The organism is Streptomyces musisoli (genome assembly GCF_016741855.1).
GTDB lineage: Bacteria > Actinomycetota > Actinomycetes > Streptomycetales > Streptomycetaceae > Streptomyces > Streptomyces musisoli.
The window spans coordinates 114923-133841 of the sequence record NZ_JAERRH010000005.1 but is presented as its reverse complement, the minus strand read 5'-3'; the positions used below and the strand labels follow the sequence as shown (position 1 = coordinate 133841).

Genomic DNA, 18919 nt, shown 5'->3' with positions numbered 1-18919 from the left:
GTGAGGGGGCGCTGTCAGGGGCCTGGGGCGGCTGTCCGTTGCGGGGTGGTGGTTCTGCCGTCGGTCCGGGCCGTGTGCGTGGGAAGCGTCACAGGTCGGCTTCAGTACCGCTCCAATGCCGGTGGGCGGGGCGGTCGTGTCGGTGCTCCCTCGTAGACTCGCCTCTCGTGGATACGACCCTTCAGGACCCCCTCGTCGGGCAGGTGCTCGACGGCCGGTATCGCGTCGACGCGCGGATCGCGGCGGGCGGGATGGCCACGGTCTACCGGGCCCTGGACACCCGCCTGGACCGCGTTCTCGCGCTGAAGGTGATGCACCCGACGCTCGCGTCCGACGGGGCCTTCGTCGAGCGGTTCATCCGGGAGGCGAAGTCCGTCGCCCGGCTCGACCACCCCAACGTGGTGCAGGTCTACGACCAGGGCACCGACGGGTCGTACGTCTACCTGGCGATGGAGTACATCGCCGGCTGCACCCTGCGGGACGTGCTGCGGGAGCGGGGTGCCGTGCAGCCGCGGGCCGCGCTGGACATCCTGGAGCCGGTGCTCGCCGCGCTCGGTGCCGCGCACCGCGCCGGGTTCGTGCACCGCGACATGAAGCCCGAGAACGTGCTGATAGGCGACGACGGCCGGGTCAAGGTCGCCGACTTCGGGCTGGTGCGCTCCGTGGACACGGTGACCAGCACGACCGGTGCCGTGCTCGGTACCGTCTCCTACCTCGCGCCCGAGCAGATCGAGCAGGGCACCACGGACCCCCGCGTCGACGTGTACGCGTGCGGTGTCGTGCTGTACGAGATGCTCACGGGCACGAAGCCGCACTCCGGGGACTCCCCGGCCCAGGTGCTCTACAAGCACCTCCACGAGGACGTGCCGCCGCCCTCGGCGCTCGTCCCCGGGCTGCCGTACACGCTGGACGAACTGGTCGCGTCGGCCACCGCCCGCACCCCGGACGTCCGCCCGCACGACGCCGTGGCGCTGCTCGCCCAGGTGCGCGAGGCCCGCCGGCCGCTGACCGACGAGCAGCTGGACGCGCTGCCGCCGCAGGCGCTGACCGCGGACCACGACAACGCCGAGGACCGGACGAGCGTGATCCCGCGCGCGCTGACCGTGCCCAGGCCACTGCCCGTCAACGAGGACGCACCCGGGGACGCACCCGGCGACGGCTTCGACCGCACCGCCCGGTTCCAGAGCCCGCCCGTGCCTCCCCGCCGGCGCCCGGCCCGGCCCCGGCGCACGGTGCTGGCGCTGATCACGGCCGTGCTGGTGGTGTTCGGCGTGGGCGCCGGTGTCTGGTACATCAACTCCGGCCAGTTCACCAAGGTGCCGCCACTGCTGACGAAGACCGAGGCGCAGGCGAGGGACCGGCTGAAGTCGGCCGGGCTCGACGTCGGCCAGGTCAAGCGCACCTACAGCGACACCGTCGAGCGGGGCACGGTGATCGGCAGCGACCCGGCGCCGGGCGCGCGCATCCGGGACCACGACTCGGTGACGCTGACCGTGTCACTGGGCCCGGAGACGGTGAACGTGCCGAACGTGGAGGGGCAGCCGCGCGCCAAGGCCGAGGCGCGGCTGAAGGCGGACGGCCTGGAGCCGGGCATGGTCACCCGCGAGTTCAGCGACGACGTCGCCCGGGGCTCGGTGATCCGTACGACGCCGGACGCGGGCACCAAGCGGCACGCGGGCTCGGCGATCGCGCTGGTCGTCAGCAAGGGCAGCCCCGTGGACATGCCGGACGTCACCGGTGACGACCTGGACAGCGCCAGGGAAGAACTGACGAACGCCGGCCTGAAGGTGAAGGTCGCCGACAAGCGGGTCAACTCCGAGTACGACAGCGGCAAGGTCGCAGCGCAGAGCCCGGCCGAGGGAACCCAGGCCGCCGAGGGCGACACGGTGACGCTGACGCTGTCCAAGGGCCCGGAGATGATCGAGGTCCCGGACGTGGTCGGGGACAGCGTGGACGACGCCCACGACGCCCTGGAGGGTGCGGGCTTCGAGGTGGACGAGGACCGCGGTCTGCTCGGGCTGTTCGGCGACACCGTGAAGGAGCAGTCGGTGGAGGGCGGCGACACGGCGCCCAAGGGGTCGACGATCACGATCACCATCCGGTGACCGGATTCACCGGGGACCATCCGGTGACCGGATTCACCGGGACCGCGGCCGGGGCGCGGGAACGGACGTGACACCCTGAACGGGTGAGTCCCGTTCAGCCCTCCCTCCCCCGCAATCCCGTCGGCGGCCATGTGCCCGTCGCGGGCGGCCTGCACTCCGTCGGCCTGACGTACGCCCGCGACCTGAAGGCGGAGACCGTGCAGGTCTTCGTCGCCAACCCGCGCGGCTGGGCCACGCCCGCCGGGAATCCGCGGCAGGACGAGGCGTTCCGCGCGGCGTGCGCCGAGGAGTCGATCCCGGCGTACGTCCACGCCCCCTACCTGATCAACTTCGGCTCGCACACCGAGGCCACGGTGGAACGGTCCGTGGAGTCGCTCAGGCACTCGCTGCGGCGCGGCCGGGAGATCGGCGCCCTGGGTGTCGTGGTGCACACCGGGAGCGCGACCGGCGGCCGGGCCCGGGAGGTGGCGCTGAAGCAGGTGCGCGAGCACATGCTGCCGCTGCTGGACGAGCTGAGCCATGACGACGACCCGTTCCTGCTGCTGGAGTCGACCGCCGGGCAGGGCGCCTCGCTGTGCTCGCGGACCTGGGACTTCGGGCCGTACTTCGAGGCGCTGGACGCCCATCCGAAGCTGGGCGTGTGCCTGGACACCTGCCACATCTTCGCCGCCGGGCACGACCTGACCGGGCCGAGCGGCATGCACCAGACCCTGGATCTGCTGGTGGACACCGTCGGCGAGGGCCGACTGAAGCTGATCCACGCCAACGACTCCAAGGACGTGGCGGGCGCGCACAAGGACCGGCACGAGAACATCGGCGCCGGCCACATCGGCGAGGACCCGTTCCGCGCGCTCATGACCCACCCCGCGACCGAGGGCGTCCCCTTAGTCATCGAGACGCCCGGCGGCAAGGAGGGACACGCGGCGGACGTGGAGCGGCTGAAGAGACTGCGGGATTCCTGAGCTGTTGAGGAATACCCCCAGGGGGTATACGGTTCCCACCTGTCGGAGGAACCGTCACTCTGCATTGGGGGAAACCATGGAGCACTCGGCGCACACGCACCACCAGCACCATGAGACGCACGGCGAGCATGCGCAGCACCACGCCCCGGAACACGGCGAGCACGAAGGGCACCACGGGCAGCACCAGCACCAGCACCAGCACCAGCACCAGCACCAGCACCAGCACCAGGAAGAGCACGCGCAGCATCACGGGCACCACCAGCACCAGGGTCACGCGCCCGCGGCCACCTGGCCGGCGGCCGCCCGGGCCACCCTGCACTGCCTCACCGGCTGCGCCATCGGCGAGGTGCTCGGCATGATCCTGGGGACGGCCTTCGGCTGGGGCAACCTGCCGACGATGGTGCTGGCGATCATCCTGGCCTTCGTCTTCGGCTACTCGCTCACCCTGCGCGGGATCCTGCGCGCCGGCGTGGACTTCCGCACGGCCTTGCGCGTGGCGCTGGCCGCCGACACCCTGTCCATCGCCGTGATGGAGCTGATCGACAACGGCGTGATCCTGGTCTGGCCGTCCGCGATGGACGCGACCCTCGGTGAGCCGCTGTTCTGGATCTCACTGGCGATCTCGCTGGTGATCGCCTTCCTGGTGACCACCCCGGTCAACAAGTGGATGATCGGCCGGGGCAAGGGACACGCGGTCGTGCACCAGTACCACCACTGAGCGGGCCGGGAGTCAGAGCTCGGGGCCGTCCCCGGGCTCTTCCTGGTAGGAGTAGCGCTGCTCCTTCCAGGGGTCGCCGATGTTGTGGTAGCCGCGCTCCTCCCAGAAGCCGCGGCGGTCGGCGGTCATGTACTCCACGCCCCGGACCCATTTGGGCCCCTTCCAGGCGTACAGATGGGGCACGATCAGGCGGACCGGGAAGCCGTGCTCGGCGGTGAGCAGCTCGCCGTCCTTGTGGGTGGCGAAGATCGCGCGGTCGGAGGAGAAGTCCGACAGGCGCAGGTTGGAACTGAAGCCGTACTCCGCCCAGACCATCACATGGGTGACGTCCGGCGCCGGCGGGGCCAGGTCCAGGATCGCCCGGGCCGGGACACCGCCCCACTCCGCGCCGAGCATGCTGAACTTCGTCACGCAGTGCAGATCGGCCACCACGGTGGCGTACGGCAGGGCCGTGAACTCCTCGTGGTCCCAGGTGTGCTTGTCGCCGTCGGCGGTGGCGCCGAAGACCCGGAACTCCCAGCGCTCGGGCCGGAACTTGGGGACGGGGCCGTAGTGCGTGACCGGCCAGCCGCGCTGGAGCCGCTGACCCGGCGGAAGCTCGGACCCTGCCACTGCCCCAGACTCTCGCTCCACCGGATGACCCATGTATCCATCCTGACAGACCTCGGGCAGTGCCCTTGACCACCACTCGACGAAACGGATAACTAGGGCAAGCCAGCACTAATTTACTAAGTATGCACTTACTGGACGATCTTCACCGGCGGTGTCATCATGCGGCGCTATCGGCTGATACCAGTTGTCCGGAAGGAGTCCGTCGCATGCAAGGCGACCCCGAGGTCATCGAACTGCTCAACGAACAGCTGACCGCGGAGCTGACCGCGATCAACCAGTACTTCCTGCACTCCAAGCTCCAGGACCACAAGGGGTGGACCAAGCTCGCCGAGTACACCCGGCACGAGTCGTTCGACGAGATGCGGCACGCGGAGATCCTCACCGACCGCATCCTGCTGCTGGACGGCCTGCCGAACTACCAGCGGCTCTTCCACGTCCAGGTCGGGCAGACGGTGACCGAGATGTTCCAGGCCGACCGGCAGATCGAGGTGGAGGCCATCGACCGGCTGCGCCGCGGCGTGCAGATCATGCGCGACAAGAACGACATCACGTCGGCGAACATCTTCGAGTCGATCCTGGCCGACGAGGAGCAGCACATCGACTACCTGGACACCCAGCTGGAACTCGTGGACAAGCTGGGTGAGGCGCTCTACCTGTCGACCCTGATCGAGCAGAACCAGCCGGACGCCTCCTGACCGGGCGCCGGCGGCTCCTTCGGCCACCGGGCGGGCACGGACGCTAGGCGGCGTCGTCCAGCGCTTCGAGAGCCGGGGCACGCCGCTCGATCAGCTCCCGGCGGGGGCAGGCGCCCCGGCCCAGGAGGGCCTGGATACGGCGCACACAGGAACCGCAGTCGGTACCGGCCTTGGACGCGGAGGCTATCTGGCGCGGGGTGCACGCGCCGTTCTCCGCGTGCTGGCGGACCTGCTGCTCGGTGATGCCGAAACAACTGCAGACGTACACGCGGTTCACCTCCCGACGGGATCGTGTCTCTTGCCGTCCCGTTCCCGGTGAGGCAAACCTAACCTTACCCATCCCGCGGCACCCGGAAAAGTGGGTGGGGCGCGGATCCGGTGTGATCCGCGCCCCAGGACGCCTAGCGGTACCGGGTCACTGGTCCCGGTACATCTCGGCCACGAGGAAGGCCAGGTCCAGCGACTGGCTGCGGTTCAGCCGCGGGTCGCAGGCCGTCTCGTAGCGCTGGTGCAGGTCGTCGACGAAGATCTCGTCGCCGCCGCCCACGCACTCGGTGACGTCGTCGCCGGTCAGCTCCACGTGGATGCCGCCCGGGTGGGTGCCGAGCGCCTTGTGGACCTCGAAGAAGCCCTTGACCTCGTCGAGCACGTCGTCGAAGCGGCGGGTCTTGTGCCCGGAGGCCGCCTCGAAGGTGTTGCCGTGCATCGGGTCGGTCACCCAGGCCACCGTGGCACCGGACGCCGTGACCTTCTCGACCAGCTCGGGGAGCCTGTCGCGGATCTTGTCGGCGCCCATGCGGACGATGAAGGTCAGCCGGCCCGGCTCCCGCTCGGGGTCGAGGCGGTCGATGTACTGAAGCGCCTCCTCGGCCGTGGTGGTCGGGCCGAGCTTGATGCCGATCGGGTTGCGGATCCTCGAGGCGAACTCGATGTGCGCGTGGTCCAGCTGCCGGGTGCGCTCACCGATCCACACCATGTGCCCGGAGACGTCGTACAGCTTGCCGGTGCGGGAGTCGACCCGGGTCAGGGCGGACTCGTAGTCCAGCAGCAGCGCCTCGTGCGAGGAGAAGAACTCGACGGTCTTGAACTCCTCCGGGTCGGTGCCGCACGCCCGCATGAAGTTCAGCGCGTTGTCGATCTCCCGCGCGAGCTGCTCGTAGCGCTGGCCCGACGGCGAGCTCTTCACGAAGTCCTGGTTCCAGGCGTGCACCTGGCGCAGGTCGGCGTAACCGCCGGTGGTGAAGGCGCGCACCAGGTTCAGCGTGGAGGCCGACGCGTGGTACATGCGCTTGAGCCGCTCGGGGTCCGGGATCCGGGCGGCCTCGGTGAAGTCGAAGCCGTTGACGGAGTCGCCCCGGTACGTCGGGAGCGTCACGCCGTCGCGGGTCTCGGTCGGCTTGGAGCGCGGCTTGGAGTACTGACCCGCGATGCGGCCGACCTTGACCACGGGCACGGAGGCCGCGTAGGTCAGGACGGCACCCATCTGGAGCAGCGTCTTCAGCTTGTTGCGGATGTGGTCGGCGGACACCGCGTCGAAGGCCTCGGCGCAGTCGCCGCCCTGGAGGAGGAACGCCTCTCCCTTGGCGACGGCCGCCATCCGGGCGCGCAGCTGGTCGCACTCGCCCGCGAAGACGAGCGGCGGATACGACTCGAGGTCCGCGATCACTGCGCGCAGAGCCTCGGCGTCGGGGTACTCGGGCTGCTGCGCCGCGGGCAGGTTTCGCCAGGTGTTGCCAGCGCCGGGGCTGGTCTTAGCGTTCACGGTCACCCCGTAAACATTACGGGGTCGTGTGGGATGTTTTTCCCCCTGGCTCGAAGGGTGAGACGGGGTGACTGACCGGTGGACGGGCGATGGGTGCGGTAGGGTTCCCGGCATGTTCGCGCTTTCGACCCAGAACTGGTGGTGGACCGCTTCTCCGGCGGCCCACTGATTCGCGCGCACACAGACTTCGCGAAGGCCGCCCGAGGGGCGGCCTTCGGCGTTTCCCGGGGTCGTTCCTCTCCGTCAGTCCCTCCGCCGGACGTTCCGCCGGAGGATCGAGAAGGAGCCCGACCCGTGGACCTGCATGACCTGCTCGCCGACCCCCGCCCCTTCGCCCTGCTCCGCCGCCGCACGCCCGGCCGCGACGAGGAGCTGGTGGAGGTGCTGCTCGGCCCGGTGACCAGCCGTGACCGCCTCGCCGACCTGCCCGACGAGGGGCTCGCCCTCGTCCCGTTCCGGCAGATCCGCGAGCGCGGCTTCGACGTCCGCGACGACGGCACCCCGCTGCTGGTGCTGACGCCCGAGGAGTCGTACGGCATCCCGCTCGCCGACGCGCTCGCCCAGCTCCCGGCGCACGAGGTGCGGGTGGAGGGCGGGCGCTTCGACGTCGGGGACGAGGAGTACGGCGAGATCGTCGGCCGGGTGCTGCGCGAGGAGATCGGCCGGGGCGCGGGCGCGAACTTCGTGATCCGGCGCACCTACGAGGGCGACATCCCCGGGTTCGGCCGCGCCGACGCGCTGGCGCTGTTCCGGCGGCTGCTGGAGGGCGAGCGGGGTGCGTACTGGACGTTCGTGGTGCACACCGGGGACCGGACGCTGGTGGGCGCCAGCCCCGAGGTGCACGTGCGGATGTCCGGCGGCACCGTCGTGATGAACCCGATCAGCGGGACGTACCGCTATCCCGCCGCGGGGCCCACGCCGGAGCACCTTCTGCAGTTCCTCGCCGACGGCAAGGAGGTCGAGGAGCTGTCGATGGTCGTCGACGAGGAGCTGAAGATGATGTGCACCGTCGGCGACATGGGCGGGGTCGTCGTCGGTCCCCGGCTCAAGGAGATGGCGCACCTCGCGCACACCGAGTACGAGCTGCGCGGGAAGTCCTCCCTGGACGTGCGGGAAGTGCTGCGGGAGACCCTGTTCGCGGCGACGGTGACCGGTTCGCCGGTGCAGAACGCGTGCCGGGTGATCGAGCGGCACGAGGCCGGGGGGCGCGGGTACTACGCCGGTGCGCTGGCCCTGCTCGGCCGGGACTCCGGGGGCGCGCAGACCCTCGACTCCCCCATCCTGATCCGCACCGCCGACATCGGTGCCGACGGCCGGCTGCGCGTTCCCGTCGGGGCGACGCTGGTGCGCGGCTCCGACCCGGCGGGCGAGGTCGCGGAGACCCACGCGAAGGCGGCGGGCGTGCTGGCCGCCCTCGGGGTACGGCCGTCCCGGCCGCGCCGGGAGCGGGAGCGGCCCCGGCTGGCGGACGATCCGCGGGTGCGGGCCGCGCTGGACGGCCGGCGTGCCGCGCTCGCGCCGTTCTGGCTGCGGATGCAGGAGCGGTCCGAGGCACTCGCGGGCCACGCCCTCGTCGTCGACGCCGAGGACACCTTCACCGCGATGCTCGCGCACGTCCTGCGGTCGGCCGGGCTCGACGTGACCGTCCGGCGGTACGACGAGCCCGGACTGCGGGAGGCGGTGCTCGCGCACGAGGGGCCGGTCGTCCTCGGCCCCGGTCCGGGTGATCCGTCCGACCTCCGCGACCCCAGGATGCGGCTCCTGCGCGACCTCACCGCCCGGGTGGTACGGGCGCACCGGCACGGTGTGCTCGGCGTCTGCCTCGGGCACGAGCTGATCGCGGCGGAGCTGGGCCTGGAGATCGTACGGAAGGAAGTGCCGTACCAGGGGGCGCAGACGGAGATCGACCTGTTCGGGCGGAGCGAGACCGTCGGCTTCTACAACAGCTTCGTGGCGCGCTGCGACGAGGTGGCGGCCCGGGAGCTGGCCGCGCACGGCGTCGAGGTGAGCCGCGCGGCGAACGGCGAGGTGCACGCGCTGCGCGGCCCCGGGTTCGCGGGCGTGCAGTTCCATCCGGAATCGGTTCTCACGCTGAACGGCGCGGCGGTCGTCCGGGAGCTGATCGGCCGGCTGCGGGCGAGCACGGTGCGGTGAGGCGGGGCGGGGACCCGGGGGCCGTGCGGTCCCCGGGCCCGGGCCGGGGCGTCAGCCGAAGAACACCCCGACCTCCTCGTACAGCTTCGGGTCCACGGTCTTCAGCCTGGCCGTGGCCTCGGAGATCGGGACGCGGACGATGTCGGTACCGCGCAGGGCGACCATCTTGCCGAAGTCGCCGTCGCGCACGCAGTCGATGGCGTGCAGCCCGAAGCGGGTGGCGAGCCAGCGGTCGAAGGCACTGGGGGTGCCGCCGCGCTGGATGTGTCCGAGGACCGTGGTGCGGGCCTCCTTGCCGGTGCGCTTCTCGATCTCCTTGGCCAGCCACTCGCCGACCCCGGACAGCCGCACATGCCCGAAGGAGTCCTGCGACTGGTCCTTGAGCACCATGTCACCGTCCTTCGGCATGGCGCCCTCGGCGACGACGACGATCGGGGCGTAGGACGCCTTGAAGCGGGAGGTGATCCACGCGCACACCTGGTCGAGGTCGAAGCGCTGTTCGGGGATGAGGATGACGTTGGCGCCGCCGGCGAGGCCCGAGTGCAGCGCGATCCAGCCGGCGTGCCGCCCCATCACCTCGCAGACGAGGACCCGCATGTGTGACTCGGCGGTGGTGTGCAGCCGGTCGATGGCCTCGGTGGCGATGTTGACGGCGGTGTCGAAGCCGAAGGTGTAGTCGGTGGCGGACAGGTCGTTGTCGATGGTCTTCGGTACGCCGACGCAGGGCATGCCGTACTCGTCGGAGAGACGCGCGGCGACGCCCAGGGTGTCCTCGCCGCCGATCGCGACGAGGGCCTCGACCTCCTGCTTGGCGAGGTTCTCCTTGATGCGGCGGATACCGCCCTCCACCTTGAGGGGGTTGGTCCGCGAGGAACCGAGGACGGTGCCGCCGCGGGGCAGGATGCCGCGCACCGCGGGGATGTCGAGGCGGACCGTGTCGTTCTCGAGCGGACCCCGCCAGCCGTCCCGGAAGCCGACGAAGTCGTAGCCGTACTCCTGTACGCCCTTGCGCACGACGCCCCGGATGACGGCGTTGAGCCCGGGGCAGTCGCCGCCTCCGGTCAGTACTCCGACTCGCATGAAATGTCCCTTCGCCATGCCTGCCTGACGCTCAGTCACGCTAATGGTGATCCGCGTCACATCGGGAGAGGCGGGAAGGGTGATTCGGGTGCGTTGTCGGAATCCGGCCTACTCGTCGTCCAGTCCGCGCTCTATCGCGTACCGCACCAGCTCCACCCTGTTGTGCAACTGGAGCTTGCCGAGGGTGTTCTGGACGTGGTTCTGCACCGTGCGGTGGGAGATGACGAGACGTTCGGCGATCTGCTTGTAGCTCAGGCCCTTCGCCACCAGCCGCAGCACCTCCGTCTCCCGGTCCGTCAGCCGGGGGGCGCCCGGCTCGTCGGCGTCCGGGGCGGGCGCGGGCTCGGCGGCCAGCCGCCGGTACTCGCCGAGGACCAGTCCGGCGAGGCCCGGCGTGAACACGGGGTCGCCGACGGCGGTCCGGCGCACCGCGTCCAGGAGTTCCTCGGTGGAGGCCGACTTCAGCAGATAGCCGGTCGCGCCGGACTTCACGGCCTCCAGGACGTCCGCGTGCTCACCGCTCGCCGAGAGGACGAGCACCCGCAACGCCGGGTTGTGGCCGACCAGTTCCTTGCACACCTGGACGCCGGGCTTGGCGGGCAGGTTGAGGTCCAACACGAGGACGTCGGGGACGGCGGCCTTGGCACGGCGGACCGCCTGCTCGCCGTCGCCGGCGGTGGCGACCACCTCGAAGCCGGACTCGGCCAGGTCGCGGGCGACCGCGTCACGCCACATGGGGTGGTCGTCCACCACCATCACCCTGATCGGGTCCTGCTGCTGTGTCATCACCGCTCCGCCTTCTTCCCCCGCGCCCCCGCGGCGCACTTCGGTACCTTCAGTTCGACCTCCGTGCCCTGCCCGGGCACGGAGACGATCTCGGCGCTGCCGCCGAGGTCGCGCAGCCGGCCCCGGATCGACAGGGCCACCCCGAGCCGGCCCTCGCCCTCGGCCTGCGCGAGCCGGCCCTCGGCGACGCCGGGGCCGTCGTCCCGGACGGTGACGACGATCTCGTCCGGCTCGTCCTCCACCAGGATCCAGGCCCGGGCGTGCGCACCGGCATGCCGGCGCACGTTGTCCAGGGCGGCCCCCACGGCGGCGGCCACCTCGCGGGCCGCCGCCGCCGGCAGCAGCACCGGGGCGCCGGGCTCGGCGAGGCTGAACCGGGCGCACGCGTAGGGGGCGAGCAGGGAGCGCAGGTCGACCGGGCCGGCCGGTGCGTCCTCGCCGGGCTCCTGGAGCACCCGGACGACGGCGCCTTCGGCCGGGTCGTCCGGGACCCGGGACACCGGCACCAGACCGCCCGACACCAGCGTCCGCAGGGCGACTTCCTGCTCACCGGCCAGCCGGCCCAGCTCGGCCGCCTCGCCGCCGAGGGCCGTGCCCCGGCGCTTCACCATCGCCAGCACCTGGAGCACGCTGTCGTGGATGTCCCGGGCCAGCCGCTCCCGCTCCCGGGTCGCGGCCTCGATCTCCAGCGCGCGGGCGAGGGTGCGCTCGGAGGCGCGGGCCACCTCCACGACGTAGCCGATGGCGATGGAGGCCACCCAGACGAGGATCACGTTGTGCACGGTGTCCCGGGCCGGGTGGCCGCGCTCGACCAGGTTGACGGCGGCCACGGCCGTGGAGGCGACGGCCGCCCAGCGCCAGCCGCCCTTGACGGCGAAGGCGAGTACGGCGCCGGCGGTCCATATCGAGGGCAGGGTGGGGCCGCCGCCCGCGATCCGCTCGTGGCTGTCGGCGACCGGGGTGAGCAGGATGCCGAGGAGGGCGACGCCCAGGTCGGCGGCCAGGAAGCGGCGGGTGCAGCTCGCCGCGTTGGCCACCTTCGGCAGGGTGGCGAGGGTCCACACGACGAGGACGGCGTAGTAGGCGACGGCGACCCAGGGCCGCACGAAGTGGTCGTACGCGGTGGCGCACAGGCCGATGGCGTACAGCATGGTCAGGACGCGGTAGCCGGCGAGCGCACGCCACAGCGGCAGCTCGACCGACATCCGCATGACGCCCCGTGTCCCGGCCCGTCCGCCTCCGGGCGCTCCGGTCGACGGTGAGGGCCCGGCCGTGCCCGGCCCTTCAGGCCGCCGCGCGCCCGCTCTCGCACCGCCGGCGCGCCCTCCGGCCCCCTCACGCTCGCGCTTGGGCATGTCCCCCGGTCCCCCCGGCTCTTCCGTTCTCCCCGCCTAGGAGTCGGCCTGCTTCTTCTCCGCCTTCTCCGCTTCCCTGGCCGCCTTGGCGGCCTTGGCCGCCTCCGCTATCTGCCGCTTGGCCGCGGTGGCGTAGATGTCGACGTACTCCTGGCCGGAGAGCTTCATGATCTCGTACATGACCTCGTCGGTCAGGGCGCGCAGCACGAACCGGTCGTGCTCCATGCCCTGGTAGCGGCTGAAGTCCATGGGCTTGCCGATGCGGATGCCGGGCCGCATCAGCTTCGGCACGACCTTGCCGGGCGGCTGGATCTTCTCCGTGTCGATCATGGCGACCGGGATGACGGGCGCTCCGCTGGCGAGCGCCACGCGCGCGAGGCCGCCGGGCTTGCCCCGGTACAGCCGTCCGTCGGGCGAGCGGGTGCCTTCCGGATAGATGCCGAACAGCTCGCCGCGCTCCAGCACCTCTATACCGCTCTTGATCGCCGCCTCACCCGCGCCGCGCGCCCCGGAGCGGTCCACCGGGAGCTGGCCGACGCCCTTGAAGAAGGCCGCGGTGAGGCGGCCCTTCACGCCCGGGGTGGTGAAGTACTCGGCCTTGGCGATGAAGGTGACCTTGCGGTCCAGGACGGCCGGCAGGAAGAACGAGTCCGAGAAGGACAGGTGATTGCTGGCCAGGATGGCGGCGCCCGTGGCCGGAATGTTCTCCAGGCCCTCCACCCAAGGCCGGAAGGCGACCTTCAGCGGCCCCCCGATCGCGACCTTCATCGTGCCGTACATCACCCGTGTGCCTCCTGTTTGCGTCGAGGAGACCTTAACCCGGAGGACCGTCAATGGACCCGACGACCCTGGTCGGTGTCAGTGCGGTCGCGTACGGTGAGGCACATGCCAGTTCTCCCCGGAGCCGAGCCGTACCGCCACGAGGGCGGTGAGGTGGGGGTCCTCCTCTGCCACGGCTTCACCGGCTCGCCCCAGTCACTGCGCCCGTGGGCGGAGCATCACGCGGCGCACGGCCTGACCGTGTCCGTGCCGCTGCTGCCCGGGCACGGCACCCGCTGGGAGGACATGCAGCTGACGGTCTGGCAGGACTGGTACGCGGAGGTGGACCGCGAGCTGCGCGTGCTGGCCGCGCGCTGCTCCCGGGTGTTCGTCGCGGGCCTGTCGATGGGCGGTGCGCTGGCGCTCCGGCTGGCCGCCCGGCACGGCGAGCGGGTCGCGGGCGCGGTGGTCGTCAACCCGGCGAACAAGGTGCACGGGCTGTCGGCCTACGCCCTTCCGGTCGCCCGGCACCTGGTGCGGACGACGAAGGGCATCGCCAGCGACATCGCGAAGGAGGGCGCGGCGGAGCTGGGCTACGACCGGGTGCCGCTGCACGCGGCGCACTCCCTGCGGGTGTTCCTGCGCCGGCTGGACGGCGAGCTGCCCCAGGTCACGCAGCCGCTGCTGCTGCTGCGCAGCGCCCAGGACCATGTCGTCCCGGCGGCCGACTCGGCGCGGGTGCTGAGCCGGGTGTCGTCCGTGGACGTCACGGAGATCGTGCTGGAACACAGCTACCACGTGGCGACGTTGGACATGGATGCGGACCGGATCTTCGAGGAGAGCCTCGCCTTCATGGGCCGGCTCGCACCCAGTGTCGGCAAGGAAGGGACGGCCGCAGTTGGCTGAGCACGACTCCGACCGTGAGGACCGCGGGGGCCGTGAGGACCGCGAGGGAAGCGAGCCGGACAAGCAGGAGGTGCCGTTCGACGAGGACGCCGCCTGGCGGGCCATCGTCGCCGGGTACGGCGAGGAACCGCCGGACCCGCCGGGCTCCCGGCCCTTCCGGGCGGTGGAGGATCTCGCGCGGACGGTGGAGGATCTCGCGCTGCCGGAGCCGGACCAGGCGACGGACGCCGTGCAGGACCTGGCGAAGGACCAGGTGAAGGACCAGGTGAAGGACCGGGCGAAAGACCAGGTGAGGGATCCGGAGGGCGAGCCCCGGCGCGACACGGACGACTCCGCGGGCCGCGGGTCCGCCCGTCCGCTGGGCGGCTCGGTGTCCTTCGCGCCGGGCGTCGGCCCGCGCGACTACACGGTGCCCGAGCCCTCCGACGACGACTTCGACGAGGACGACGAGGGCCACTTCGTCCCGCCGGAGCCGCCGCCGCTGCCGACCGCGGACACGACCGCCAGGTTCGCCTGGCTCGGGGTGGTCGGCGGTCCCGTCCTGCTCCTGCTCGCGGTGATACTCGGCTGGGAGATGACCTGGTGGCTGGCGACCGCCGGCATCGGCGGCTTCCTCGGCGGCTTCGTCACGCTGGTGACGCGGATGCGGACGGACGACGACGGGGACGACGACCCCGGGCGCGGCGCGGTGGTCTGACCCCGCGGGGGGCCTCGGCCGCGCGCCCGGTGCCTCCGACGCCGGCCGGTGCCGCCCGTGAGGGAGCACGCGGCGCGTACCGATGCCTCCGCGCCGGCCGGTGCCGCCCGTGAGAGGACCACGCGGCGCGTACCCGATGCCTCCGCGCCGGCCGGTGCCGGCCGTGAGGGGACCGGGCGGTCGTTCAGGCGGCCGGGATCCTCAGGGCGGCCAGTACCGGGAGATGGTCCGTGGCCGCGGTCAGATCGGCCCGGGTGACGCCCGGCAGGTCCGCCGGGACGCCGCAGCCGAGCACCTCGACGCCCTTGGTGGCGAAGATCGCGTCGATGCGCTGGTGGGGGTCGGCGGGGGTGGAGGTGTACTCGCCGCCCCAGGGCGCGGCCGTACGGCAGTCCTGGAGATCGGCCGCGAGGCGGCGGAAGGTGCGGCCGTCGGGGCGTTCGTTGAGATCTCCGCCCGCGACGGCGTGTTCCACGCCGAGCCCGGCGAGGCGGTCGAGGAGCAGGGCGCCCTGCTCGTGGCGCTCGTCCTGCCGGAGGCTGAGGTGACAGCTGAGCACACCGAGGCGGGCACCGCCGAAACGGACCACGGCCGTGGCGAAGCCGCGGCGGTGCAGGCCGGGGGTGAGCGGGAGGAGGACGTCCTCCGTGCGCTCGACGGTGGCGCGGAGACTGCACAGGATCGCCGGTCCCGCCGCCGTGGCGCCCCCGGTGAGGACGACCTGGCCGGAGGCGGCGGCGAGCCGGGCGAGCTTCTTGCGCCAGCGGAAGAAGCGGGGGGCCTCCTGGACCAGGACGAGGTCGGGTGCGCAGGCGGTGATGACCCGGGCGAGGGCGCCGGTGTCGTCCCGCATCGAGCGGATGTTGTAGCTCAGGACGCGGATGAGGGCCGAACCGTCGGGCTGCGTCGTGGAGTTGGGGAGCAACGCCATGTGGATCAATGTACGCCCAACGGCTCGGGGCGCGGGGAGCGTGCGCGGCCGCCGGTGCGTCGCGGCCGGTCGCGTGGCTCCCCGCGCCCCGAGGCCGCGCGGGTGTACTCACGAAGTGGGCGTCACATGATCGGGTCCGGCTCCCGGGCCAGGTCCGCCGCGCCCACCATGCCCGCCTTGTTGCCGAGCTGGGCCGCGATCACGTCGGCCACCGGGCGCCAGTTGCCGCCCACCAGCCAGCGCTTGTACGACTTGCGGATCGGGTCGAGGACCAGGTCCCCCTCGTCGGAGAGGCCGCCGCCGACGATGAACGCGGACGGGTCGAAGAGGGAGGCCAGGTCGGCCAGGCCCGCTCCGGCCCAGCGGGCCAGCTCACGGTAGGAGTCGACGGCGACCGGGCAGCCCTGGCGGGCGGCCATGGAGATGTGCTTGCCCTCGATGCCGTCGGGGGTGCCGTCGCCCAGCGCCAGCAGGACCTCGGCGCGCTCGGGGGTGGCGTTGGCGCGCTGCTTGGCGTAGCGGACGAGGGCGCGGCCGGAGGCGTACTGCTCCCAGCAGCCCTGCGAGCCGCAGCCGCACAGCAGGCCGTCCGGGACCATCCGGATGTGGCCGAACTCGGCGGCCACGCCGAAGTGGCCGCGGCGCAGCTTGTTGCCGATGATGATGCCGCCGCCGAGACCGGTGCCGAGCGTGATGCAGATGACGTTGCGGTGGCCCTTGCCGGCGCCGAACCTGTACTCGCCCCAGGCGGCGGCGTTGGCGTCGTTCTCGACCACGACCGGGAGGCCGGTACGGGCCTCGACCTTCTCCTTGAGCGGCTCGTTGCGCCAGTCGATGTTCGGCGCGAAGTACACCGTGGAGCGCTGCCGGTTGACGTAACCGGCCGCGCCGATGCCCACGCCGACGATCTCGTGCCCGGCACGCGCGCCCTCCACCGCCGAGGCGATGGCGTCCACGATGGCCTCGGGCGTGGTGGGGGTCGGCACCTTGAAGGTCGAGAGGATGTTGCCTTCCTCGTCGACCACGCCGGCCGCGATCTTCGTGCCGCCGATGTCGACGCCGATGGTGAGTCCCATGAATCCCTCAGTTTCGGTCGAGCCCCGCTACGGCCAACCGTACCCGAGGCCCCGCCGCGGGAGGGCTTCAGTCCAGGTCGATGCGTTCCCCCGGGCCGGTGCCCTCACCCCGGTCGCGACGGTCCGGCCGGTCGGCCGCCGGGTCGGCCGTACGCGCGGTCCAGCGCTGCTCCTGGCCCTGGACGGCGGAGCGGTAGGCGGCGAGCAGTTCGCCGCCGGCCGCGGCCAGATGGTCGAAGACGTCCGGGTTGCGGTCTATGACGGGCTCCACGGCGGCCTTCGCCTGCTGGACGACCTGTCGCACCACCTGCTGGGCGGCGGGTCCGGCGAGGCCCCCGAGGAGCGGTGACCGGAGGCCGGACAGCTTGTCGGCCACCGAGTCCACGAGCTTCTTCAGTTCCTCGGCGGCCGATCCCGGCGGCGGTCCGTACTCGGTGTGGCGGCGGGCCTTCTCGGCGGCGAGGTCCTCGGCGCAGGCCGTGGCCCAGGCGTCGGCGTCGGCCGCCCGCCCCTCTTCGGGTTCGGGTGCGGGGCGCTCTTCGCTCATGGCGGACTCCTGACTACGGTTCGCCTTTACGACGGTACCCGAACGGACGTGTCCCGTTCACCGTCCGGCGCCGGGCCACAGGCCCGGGTCCGGGGCGAACCGGATGCGCAGTTCACCGTCCCGGAGCCCGGCGCCGGCGACGGTGCAGCGGCGCAGGGCGGAGGGCAGAGGAACGATCCGGCGGAAGGTTCCGGCGGTGATCAGCAGCTCGTCGCCGCGCCGGACGAGGTCCAGCTCGTCCCGTACGGCACCGGGCAGCGGGAGGTGCCAGACCAGCACCCCGTCCTCGGCGATGCGGTCGGTGACGGGCCACTCGACCGGGTCGGCCACCGGGTTGACGGCGGGCACGGCGAGGGCGGTGAGGTCGTCCGGGCCGTGCGGGTCGCGGCCGAGGTGCGGCACGGGATGGACGTCGTACGACTCCCGCCAGTCGGCGAGCGTCTTGCGCTGCTGGGCGAGGAGCCCCGCGAGCCAGCTGTCGGGGGCGGCCTCGGGCAGGGCCCGGTTGGCGATCAGGGCCTCGGTGCGCAGGCCGCGCAGGGCGAGGCCGAGGGTGGCGGCGCGGACGGCGTCGGCGCCGGCCGGGCCGGGCTCGGCCACCAGGCGCACGGCGGTGTTCCGGTCGGTGAGGACGGCCTCCACCGCGGCCAGTTCGACGTCCCAGCGGGCCGCCGTCTCGTACAGCCAGTCGGCGGGCATGGGGACGCCGGCCAGCCGGCCGAGGACCGGGCGCAGGGCGCGGGCGGCCTGCCGTTCGGGCGGCAGCAGGCGGCGCAGGTAGCGGCGCAGTTCCTCGGGCAGGCCGAGCAGGGCGAGGGCCGCCGGGAGCGGCGGGAGGTCGACGACGAGCAGGTCGTACCGGTCGGAGAGGGCCGCGTCCCGCAGCGCGCGCAGGAAGGAGAGTTCCTCGGCGCCGGGCAGCGGGGTGACCTCCTCGGCGTCCAGCCGGGCGGCGCCGAGGAGGTCGAGCACGTTCGCGGCGCGGTCCTGGAAGGCGGTGAGGTCCTGCCGGAACCGTTCCGTGGCGTCGGGCCGCCAGACGGTGAGGCACGGGGCGGCCTCGGTGGGGGCCGGTCCTGTTCCGGTGCCCAGTGCCACGCCCGGGGTGTCGGTGCGGTCGGCGCCGAGGAGGAGCGTGCGGGTGCCGTCGGCCGCGGCGCGCAGTGCGGTGGCGGCGGCGATGGTGGTACGCCCGCTGCCGCCCGGGCCCGTGATCAGGATGGTGCGCATGACGGTGAACGCTACCGTCGTGCGCGGGAGGGGATCGGGGGTGCCTACTTATCCCCCGACTCGACCCTCTTCTTCAGACCCGCCAGCGCACGGTCGATGATGACCTTCTCCGCCTTGCGCTTGATCATGCCGAGCATGGGGATCTTGACGTCGACCGTGAGGGAGTAGGTGACCTCCGTCGCGCCCTGGCCGGCCGGCTCGAGGAGGTAGGAGCCGTCGAGGGAGCGGAGCATCTGGGACTTCACCAGGGTCCAGGAGACCTCGTGCCCGCCGGTCCAGGTGTAGGCGAGGGTCTGGTCGTCCTTGATGGCGCCGGCGTCCATGACGAGGCGGACCTGCTCGGCGCGGCCCTGCTCGTCGGTGGCGAGGACCTCCGCCTCCTTCACCTCGCCGGTCCAGTCCGGGTAGCGCCCGAAGTCGGCGATCACCGCCATGACGTCGGCCGGAGCCGCCTCGATCGTGATGCTCGAACTGGTGTGTTCCGCCATCGCCGTGGCTCCTCCGGATGCGGCCGTGTTGAGAGGACTGTGTGCGCCGGGCTGCG

At 72.2% G+C, this 18919-nt stretch carries 20 protein-coding genes; 8 read left to right on the top strand and 12 right to left on the bottom strand.

Annotated elements, in window-relative coordinates:
- Positions 1-167 precede the first annotated feature (167 nt).
- From pknB to JK361_RS15890, 3 genes are all read left to right on the top strand, one after another.
- Complete coding sequence (pknB, locus tag JK361_RS15900; protein WP_201818045.1) at positions 168-2105, top strand: Stk1 family PASTA domain-containing Ser/Thr kinase; 1938 nt, start codon at positions 168-170, stop codon at positions 2103-2105.
- 83 nt (positions 2106-2188) lie between these two features.
- On the top strand, positions 2189-3067 hold the full coding sequence (locus JK361_RS15895; RefSeq protein WP_201818042.1) for a deoxyribonuclease IV: 879 nt from the start codon (positions 2189-2191) through the stop codon (positions 3065-3067).
- A 76-nt stretch (positions 3068-3143) separates the two neighbouring features.
- Positions 3144-3785 carry a DUF4396 domain-containing protein gene (locus JK361_RS15890; protein ID WP_201818040.1) on the top strand — a complete coding sequence of 214 codons (642 nt, stop codon included), beginning with the start codon at positions 3144-3146 and terminating at the stop codon, positions 3783-3785.
- A 12-nt stretch (positions 3786-3797) separates the two neighbouring features.
- On the opposite strand, the gene JK361_RS15885 is transcribed toward JK361_RS15890, so the two are convergent.
- Positions 3798-4430 carry a sulfite oxidase-like oxidoreductase gene (locus JK361_RS15885; protein WP_201818039.1) on the bottom strand — a complete coding sequence of 211 codons (633 nt, stop codon included), beginning with the start codon at positions 4428-4430 and terminating at the stop codon, positions 3798-3800.
- 173 nt (positions 4431-4603) lie between these two features.
- Here JK361_RS15885 and bfr point away from each other — a divergent pair, with 173 nt between their 5' ends.
- Positions 4604-5092: a bacterioferritin gene (gene bfr / locus JK361_RS15880; RefSeq protein ID WP_201818038.1), complete on the top strand. Its 489-nt coding sequence runs from the start codon at positions 4604-4606 to the stop codon at positions 5090-5092.
- A 43-nt stretch (positions 5093-5135) separates the two neighbouring features.
- Here the strand turns inward: bfr and JK361_RS15875 are convergent, their stop codons facing one another.
- Both JK361_RS15875 and JK361_RS15870 read right to left on the bottom strand, forming a co-directional pair.
- The gene (locus tag JK361_RS15875) at positions 5136-5360 is read right to left on the bottom strand and encodes a (2Fe-2S)-binding protein (RefSeq protein ID WP_201818028.1); all 225 of its coding nucleotides are present in this window, start codon (positions 5358-5360) and stop codon (positions 5136-5138) included.
- Positions 5361-5507: 147 nt separating this feature from the next.
- The gene (locus tag JK361_RS15870; protein WP_201818025.1) at positions 5508-6860 is read right to left on the bottom strand and encodes a class II 3-deoxy-7-phosphoheptulonate synthase; all 1353 of its coding nucleotides are present in this window, start codon (positions 6858-6860) and stop codon (positions 5508-5510) included.
- Between the two features lie 106 nt (positions 6861-6966).
- Between JK361_RS15870 and JK361_RS42630 the strand changes: the two genes are divergently transcribed.
- Together JK361_RS42630 and JK361_RS15860 are read left to right on the top strand one after the other, a co-directional pair.
- Entirely contained in the window at positions 6967-7023 is a 57-nt protein-coding gene (locus JK361_RS42630; RefSeq protein ID WP_076090275.1) for a trp operon leader peptide, read from the top strand.
- Positions 7024-7148: 125 nt separating this feature from the next.
- The gene (locus tag JK361_RS15860) at positions 7149-9008 is read left to right on the top strand and encodes an anthranilate synthase family protein (protein ID WP_201818019.1); all 1860 of its coding nucleotides are present in this window, start codon (positions 7149-7151) and stop codon (positions 9006-9008) included.
- A 51-nt stretch (positions 9009-9059) separates the two neighbouring features.
- Here the strand turns inward: JK361_RS15860 and JK361_RS15855 are convergent, their stop codons facing one another.
- The 4 genes from JK361_RS15855 to JK361_RS15840 all read right to left on the bottom strand — a co-directional run bounded on the left by JK361_RS15855 (position 9060) and on the right by JK361_RS15840 (position 13009).
- Complete coding sequence (locus JK361_RS15855; protein WP_201818012.1) at positions 9060-10088, bottom strand: 6-phosphofructokinase; 1029 nt, start codon at positions 10086-10088, stop codon at positions 9060-9062.
- A 108-nt stretch (positions 10089-10196) separates the two neighbouring features.
- On the bottom strand, positions 10197-10874 hold the full coding sequence (locus JK361_RS15850; RefSeq protein WP_201818009.1) for a response regulator: 678 nt from the start codon (positions 10872-10874) through the stop codon (positions 10197-10199).
- A complete protein-coding gene (gene macS, locus JK361_RS15845) occupies positions 10874-12085 on the bottom strand; it encodes a MacS family sensor histidine kinase (RefSeq protein WP_372448716.1) in 1212 nt (403 codons plus the stop codon). Before macS ends, JK361_RS15850 begins: the two co-directional genes overlap by 1 nt.
- A gap of 180 nt (positions 12086-12265) precedes the next feature.
- Entirely contained in the window at positions 12266-13009 is a 744-nt protein-coding gene (locus tag JK361_RS15840) for a lysophospholipid acyltransferase family protein (RefSeq protein ID WP_201818006.1), read from the bottom strand.
- A gap of 105 nt (positions 13010-13114) precedes the next feature.
- Between JK361_RS15840 and JK361_RS15835 the strand changes: the two genes are divergently transcribed.
- Both JK361_RS15835 and JK361_RS15830 read left to right on the top strand, forming a co-directional pair.
- Positions 13115-13894, top strand: a complete 780-nt coding sequence (locus JK361_RS15835; RefSeq protein WP_201818003.1) for an alpha/beta hydrolase — start codon at positions 13115-13117, stop codon at positions 13892-13894.
- Entirely contained in the window at positions 13887-14591 is a 705-nt protein-coding gene (locus JK361_RS15830) for a hypothetical protein (RefSeq protein ID WP_201818001.1), read from the top strand. Before JK361_RS15835 ends, JK361_RS15830 begins: the two co-directional genes overlap by 8 nt.
- A gap of 184 nt (positions 14592-14775) precedes the next feature.
- Here JK361_RS15830 and JK361_RS15825 read toward each other — a convergent pair whose 3' ends face one another.
- The 5 genes from JK361_RS15825 to JK361_RS15805 all read right to left on the bottom strand — a co-directional run bounded on the left by JK361_RS15825 (position 14776) and on the right by JK361_RS15805 (position 18863).
- Positions 14776-15522 carry an endonuclease/exonuclease/phosphatase family protein gene (locus tag JK361_RS15825; protein WP_201817998.1) on the bottom strand — a complete coding sequence of 249 codons (747 nt, stop codon included), beginning with the start codon at positions 15520-15522 and terminating at the stop codon, positions 14776-14778.
- A gap of 122 nt (positions 15523-15644) precedes the next feature.
- The gene (locus JK361_RS15820) at positions 15645-16598 is read right to left on the bottom strand and encodes an ROK family glucokinase (RefSeq protein ID WP_020939526.1); all 954 of its coding nucleotides are present in this window, start codon (positions 16596-16598) and stop codon (positions 15645-15647) included.
- A 67-nt stretch (positions 16599-16665) separates the two neighbouring features.
- Positions 16666-17145, bottom strand: a complete 480-nt coding sequence (locus JK361_RS15815; RefSeq protein ID WP_201817992.1) for a DUF5304 domain-containing protein — start codon at positions 17143-17145, stop codon at positions 16666-16668.
- Between the two features lie 57 nt (positions 17146-17202).
- On the bottom strand, positions 17203-18375 hold the full coding sequence (locus JK361_RS15810) for an ArsA family ATPase (protein ID WP_201817990.1): 1173 nt from the start codon (positions 18373-18375) through the stop codon (positions 17203-17205).
- A 44-nt stretch (positions 18376-18419) separates the two neighbouring features.
- Positions 18420-18863, bottom strand: coding sequence for an SRPBCC family protein (locus tag JK361_RS15805; RefSeq protein WP_201817988.1), 444 nt, complete (start codon positions 18861-18863; stop codon positions 18420-18422).
- Between the last annotated feature and the right edge of the window lie 56 nt (positions 18864-18919).

Coding starts and splice junctions, on each gene's coding strand:
- JK361_RS15890 (WP_201818040.1), top strand. CDS start 3,144: ATGGAGCACTCGGCGCACACGCACCACCAGCACCATGAGACGCACGGC.
- JK361_RS15885 (WP_201818039.1), bottom strand. CDS start 4,430: ATGGGTCATCCGGTGGAGCGAGAGTCTGGGGCAGTGGCAGGGTCCGAG.
- bfr (WP_201818038.1), top strand. CDS start 4,604: ATGCAAGGCGACCCCGAGGTCATCGAACTGCTCAACGAACAGCTGACC.
- JK361_RS15855 (WP_201818012.1), bottom strand. CDS start 10,088: ATGCGAGTCGGAGTACTGACCGGAGGCGGCGACTGCCCCGGGCTCAAC.
- JK361_RS15850 (WP_201818009.1), bottom strand. CDS start 10,874: ATGACACAGCAGCAGGACCCGATCAGGGTGATGGTGGTGGACGACCAC.
- macS (WP_372448716.1), bottom strand. CDS start 12,085: ATGCGGATGTCGGTCGAGCTGCCGCTGTGGCGTGCGCTCGCCGGCTAC.
- JK361_RS15840 (WP_201818006.1), bottom strand. CDS start 13,009: ATGTACGGCACGATGAAGGTCGCGATCGGGGGGCCGCTGAAGGTCGCC.
- JK361_RS15835 (WP_201818003.1), top strand. CDS start 13,115: ATGCCAGTTCTCCCCGGAGCCGAGCCGTACCGCCACGAGGGCGGTGAG.
- JK361_RS15825 (WP_201817998.1), bottom strand. CDS start 15,522: ATGGCGTTGCTCCCCAACTCCACGACGCAGCCCGACGGTTCGGCCCTC.
- JK361_RS15820 (WP_020939526.1), bottom strand. CDS start 16,598: ATGGGACTCACCATCGGCGTCGACATCGGCGGCACGAAGATCGCGGCC.
- JK361_RS15815 (WP_201817992.1), bottom strand. CDS start 17,145: ATGAGCGAAGAGCGCCCCGCACCCGAACCCGAAGAGGGGCGGGCGGCC.
- JK361_RS15810 (WP_201817990.1), bottom strand. CDS start 18,375: ATGCGCACCATCCTGATCACGGGCCCGGGCGGCAGCGGGCGTACCACC.
- JK361_RS15805 (WP_201817988.1), bottom strand. CDS start 18,863: ATGGCGGAACACACCAGTTCGAGCATCACGATCGAGGCGGCTCCGGCC.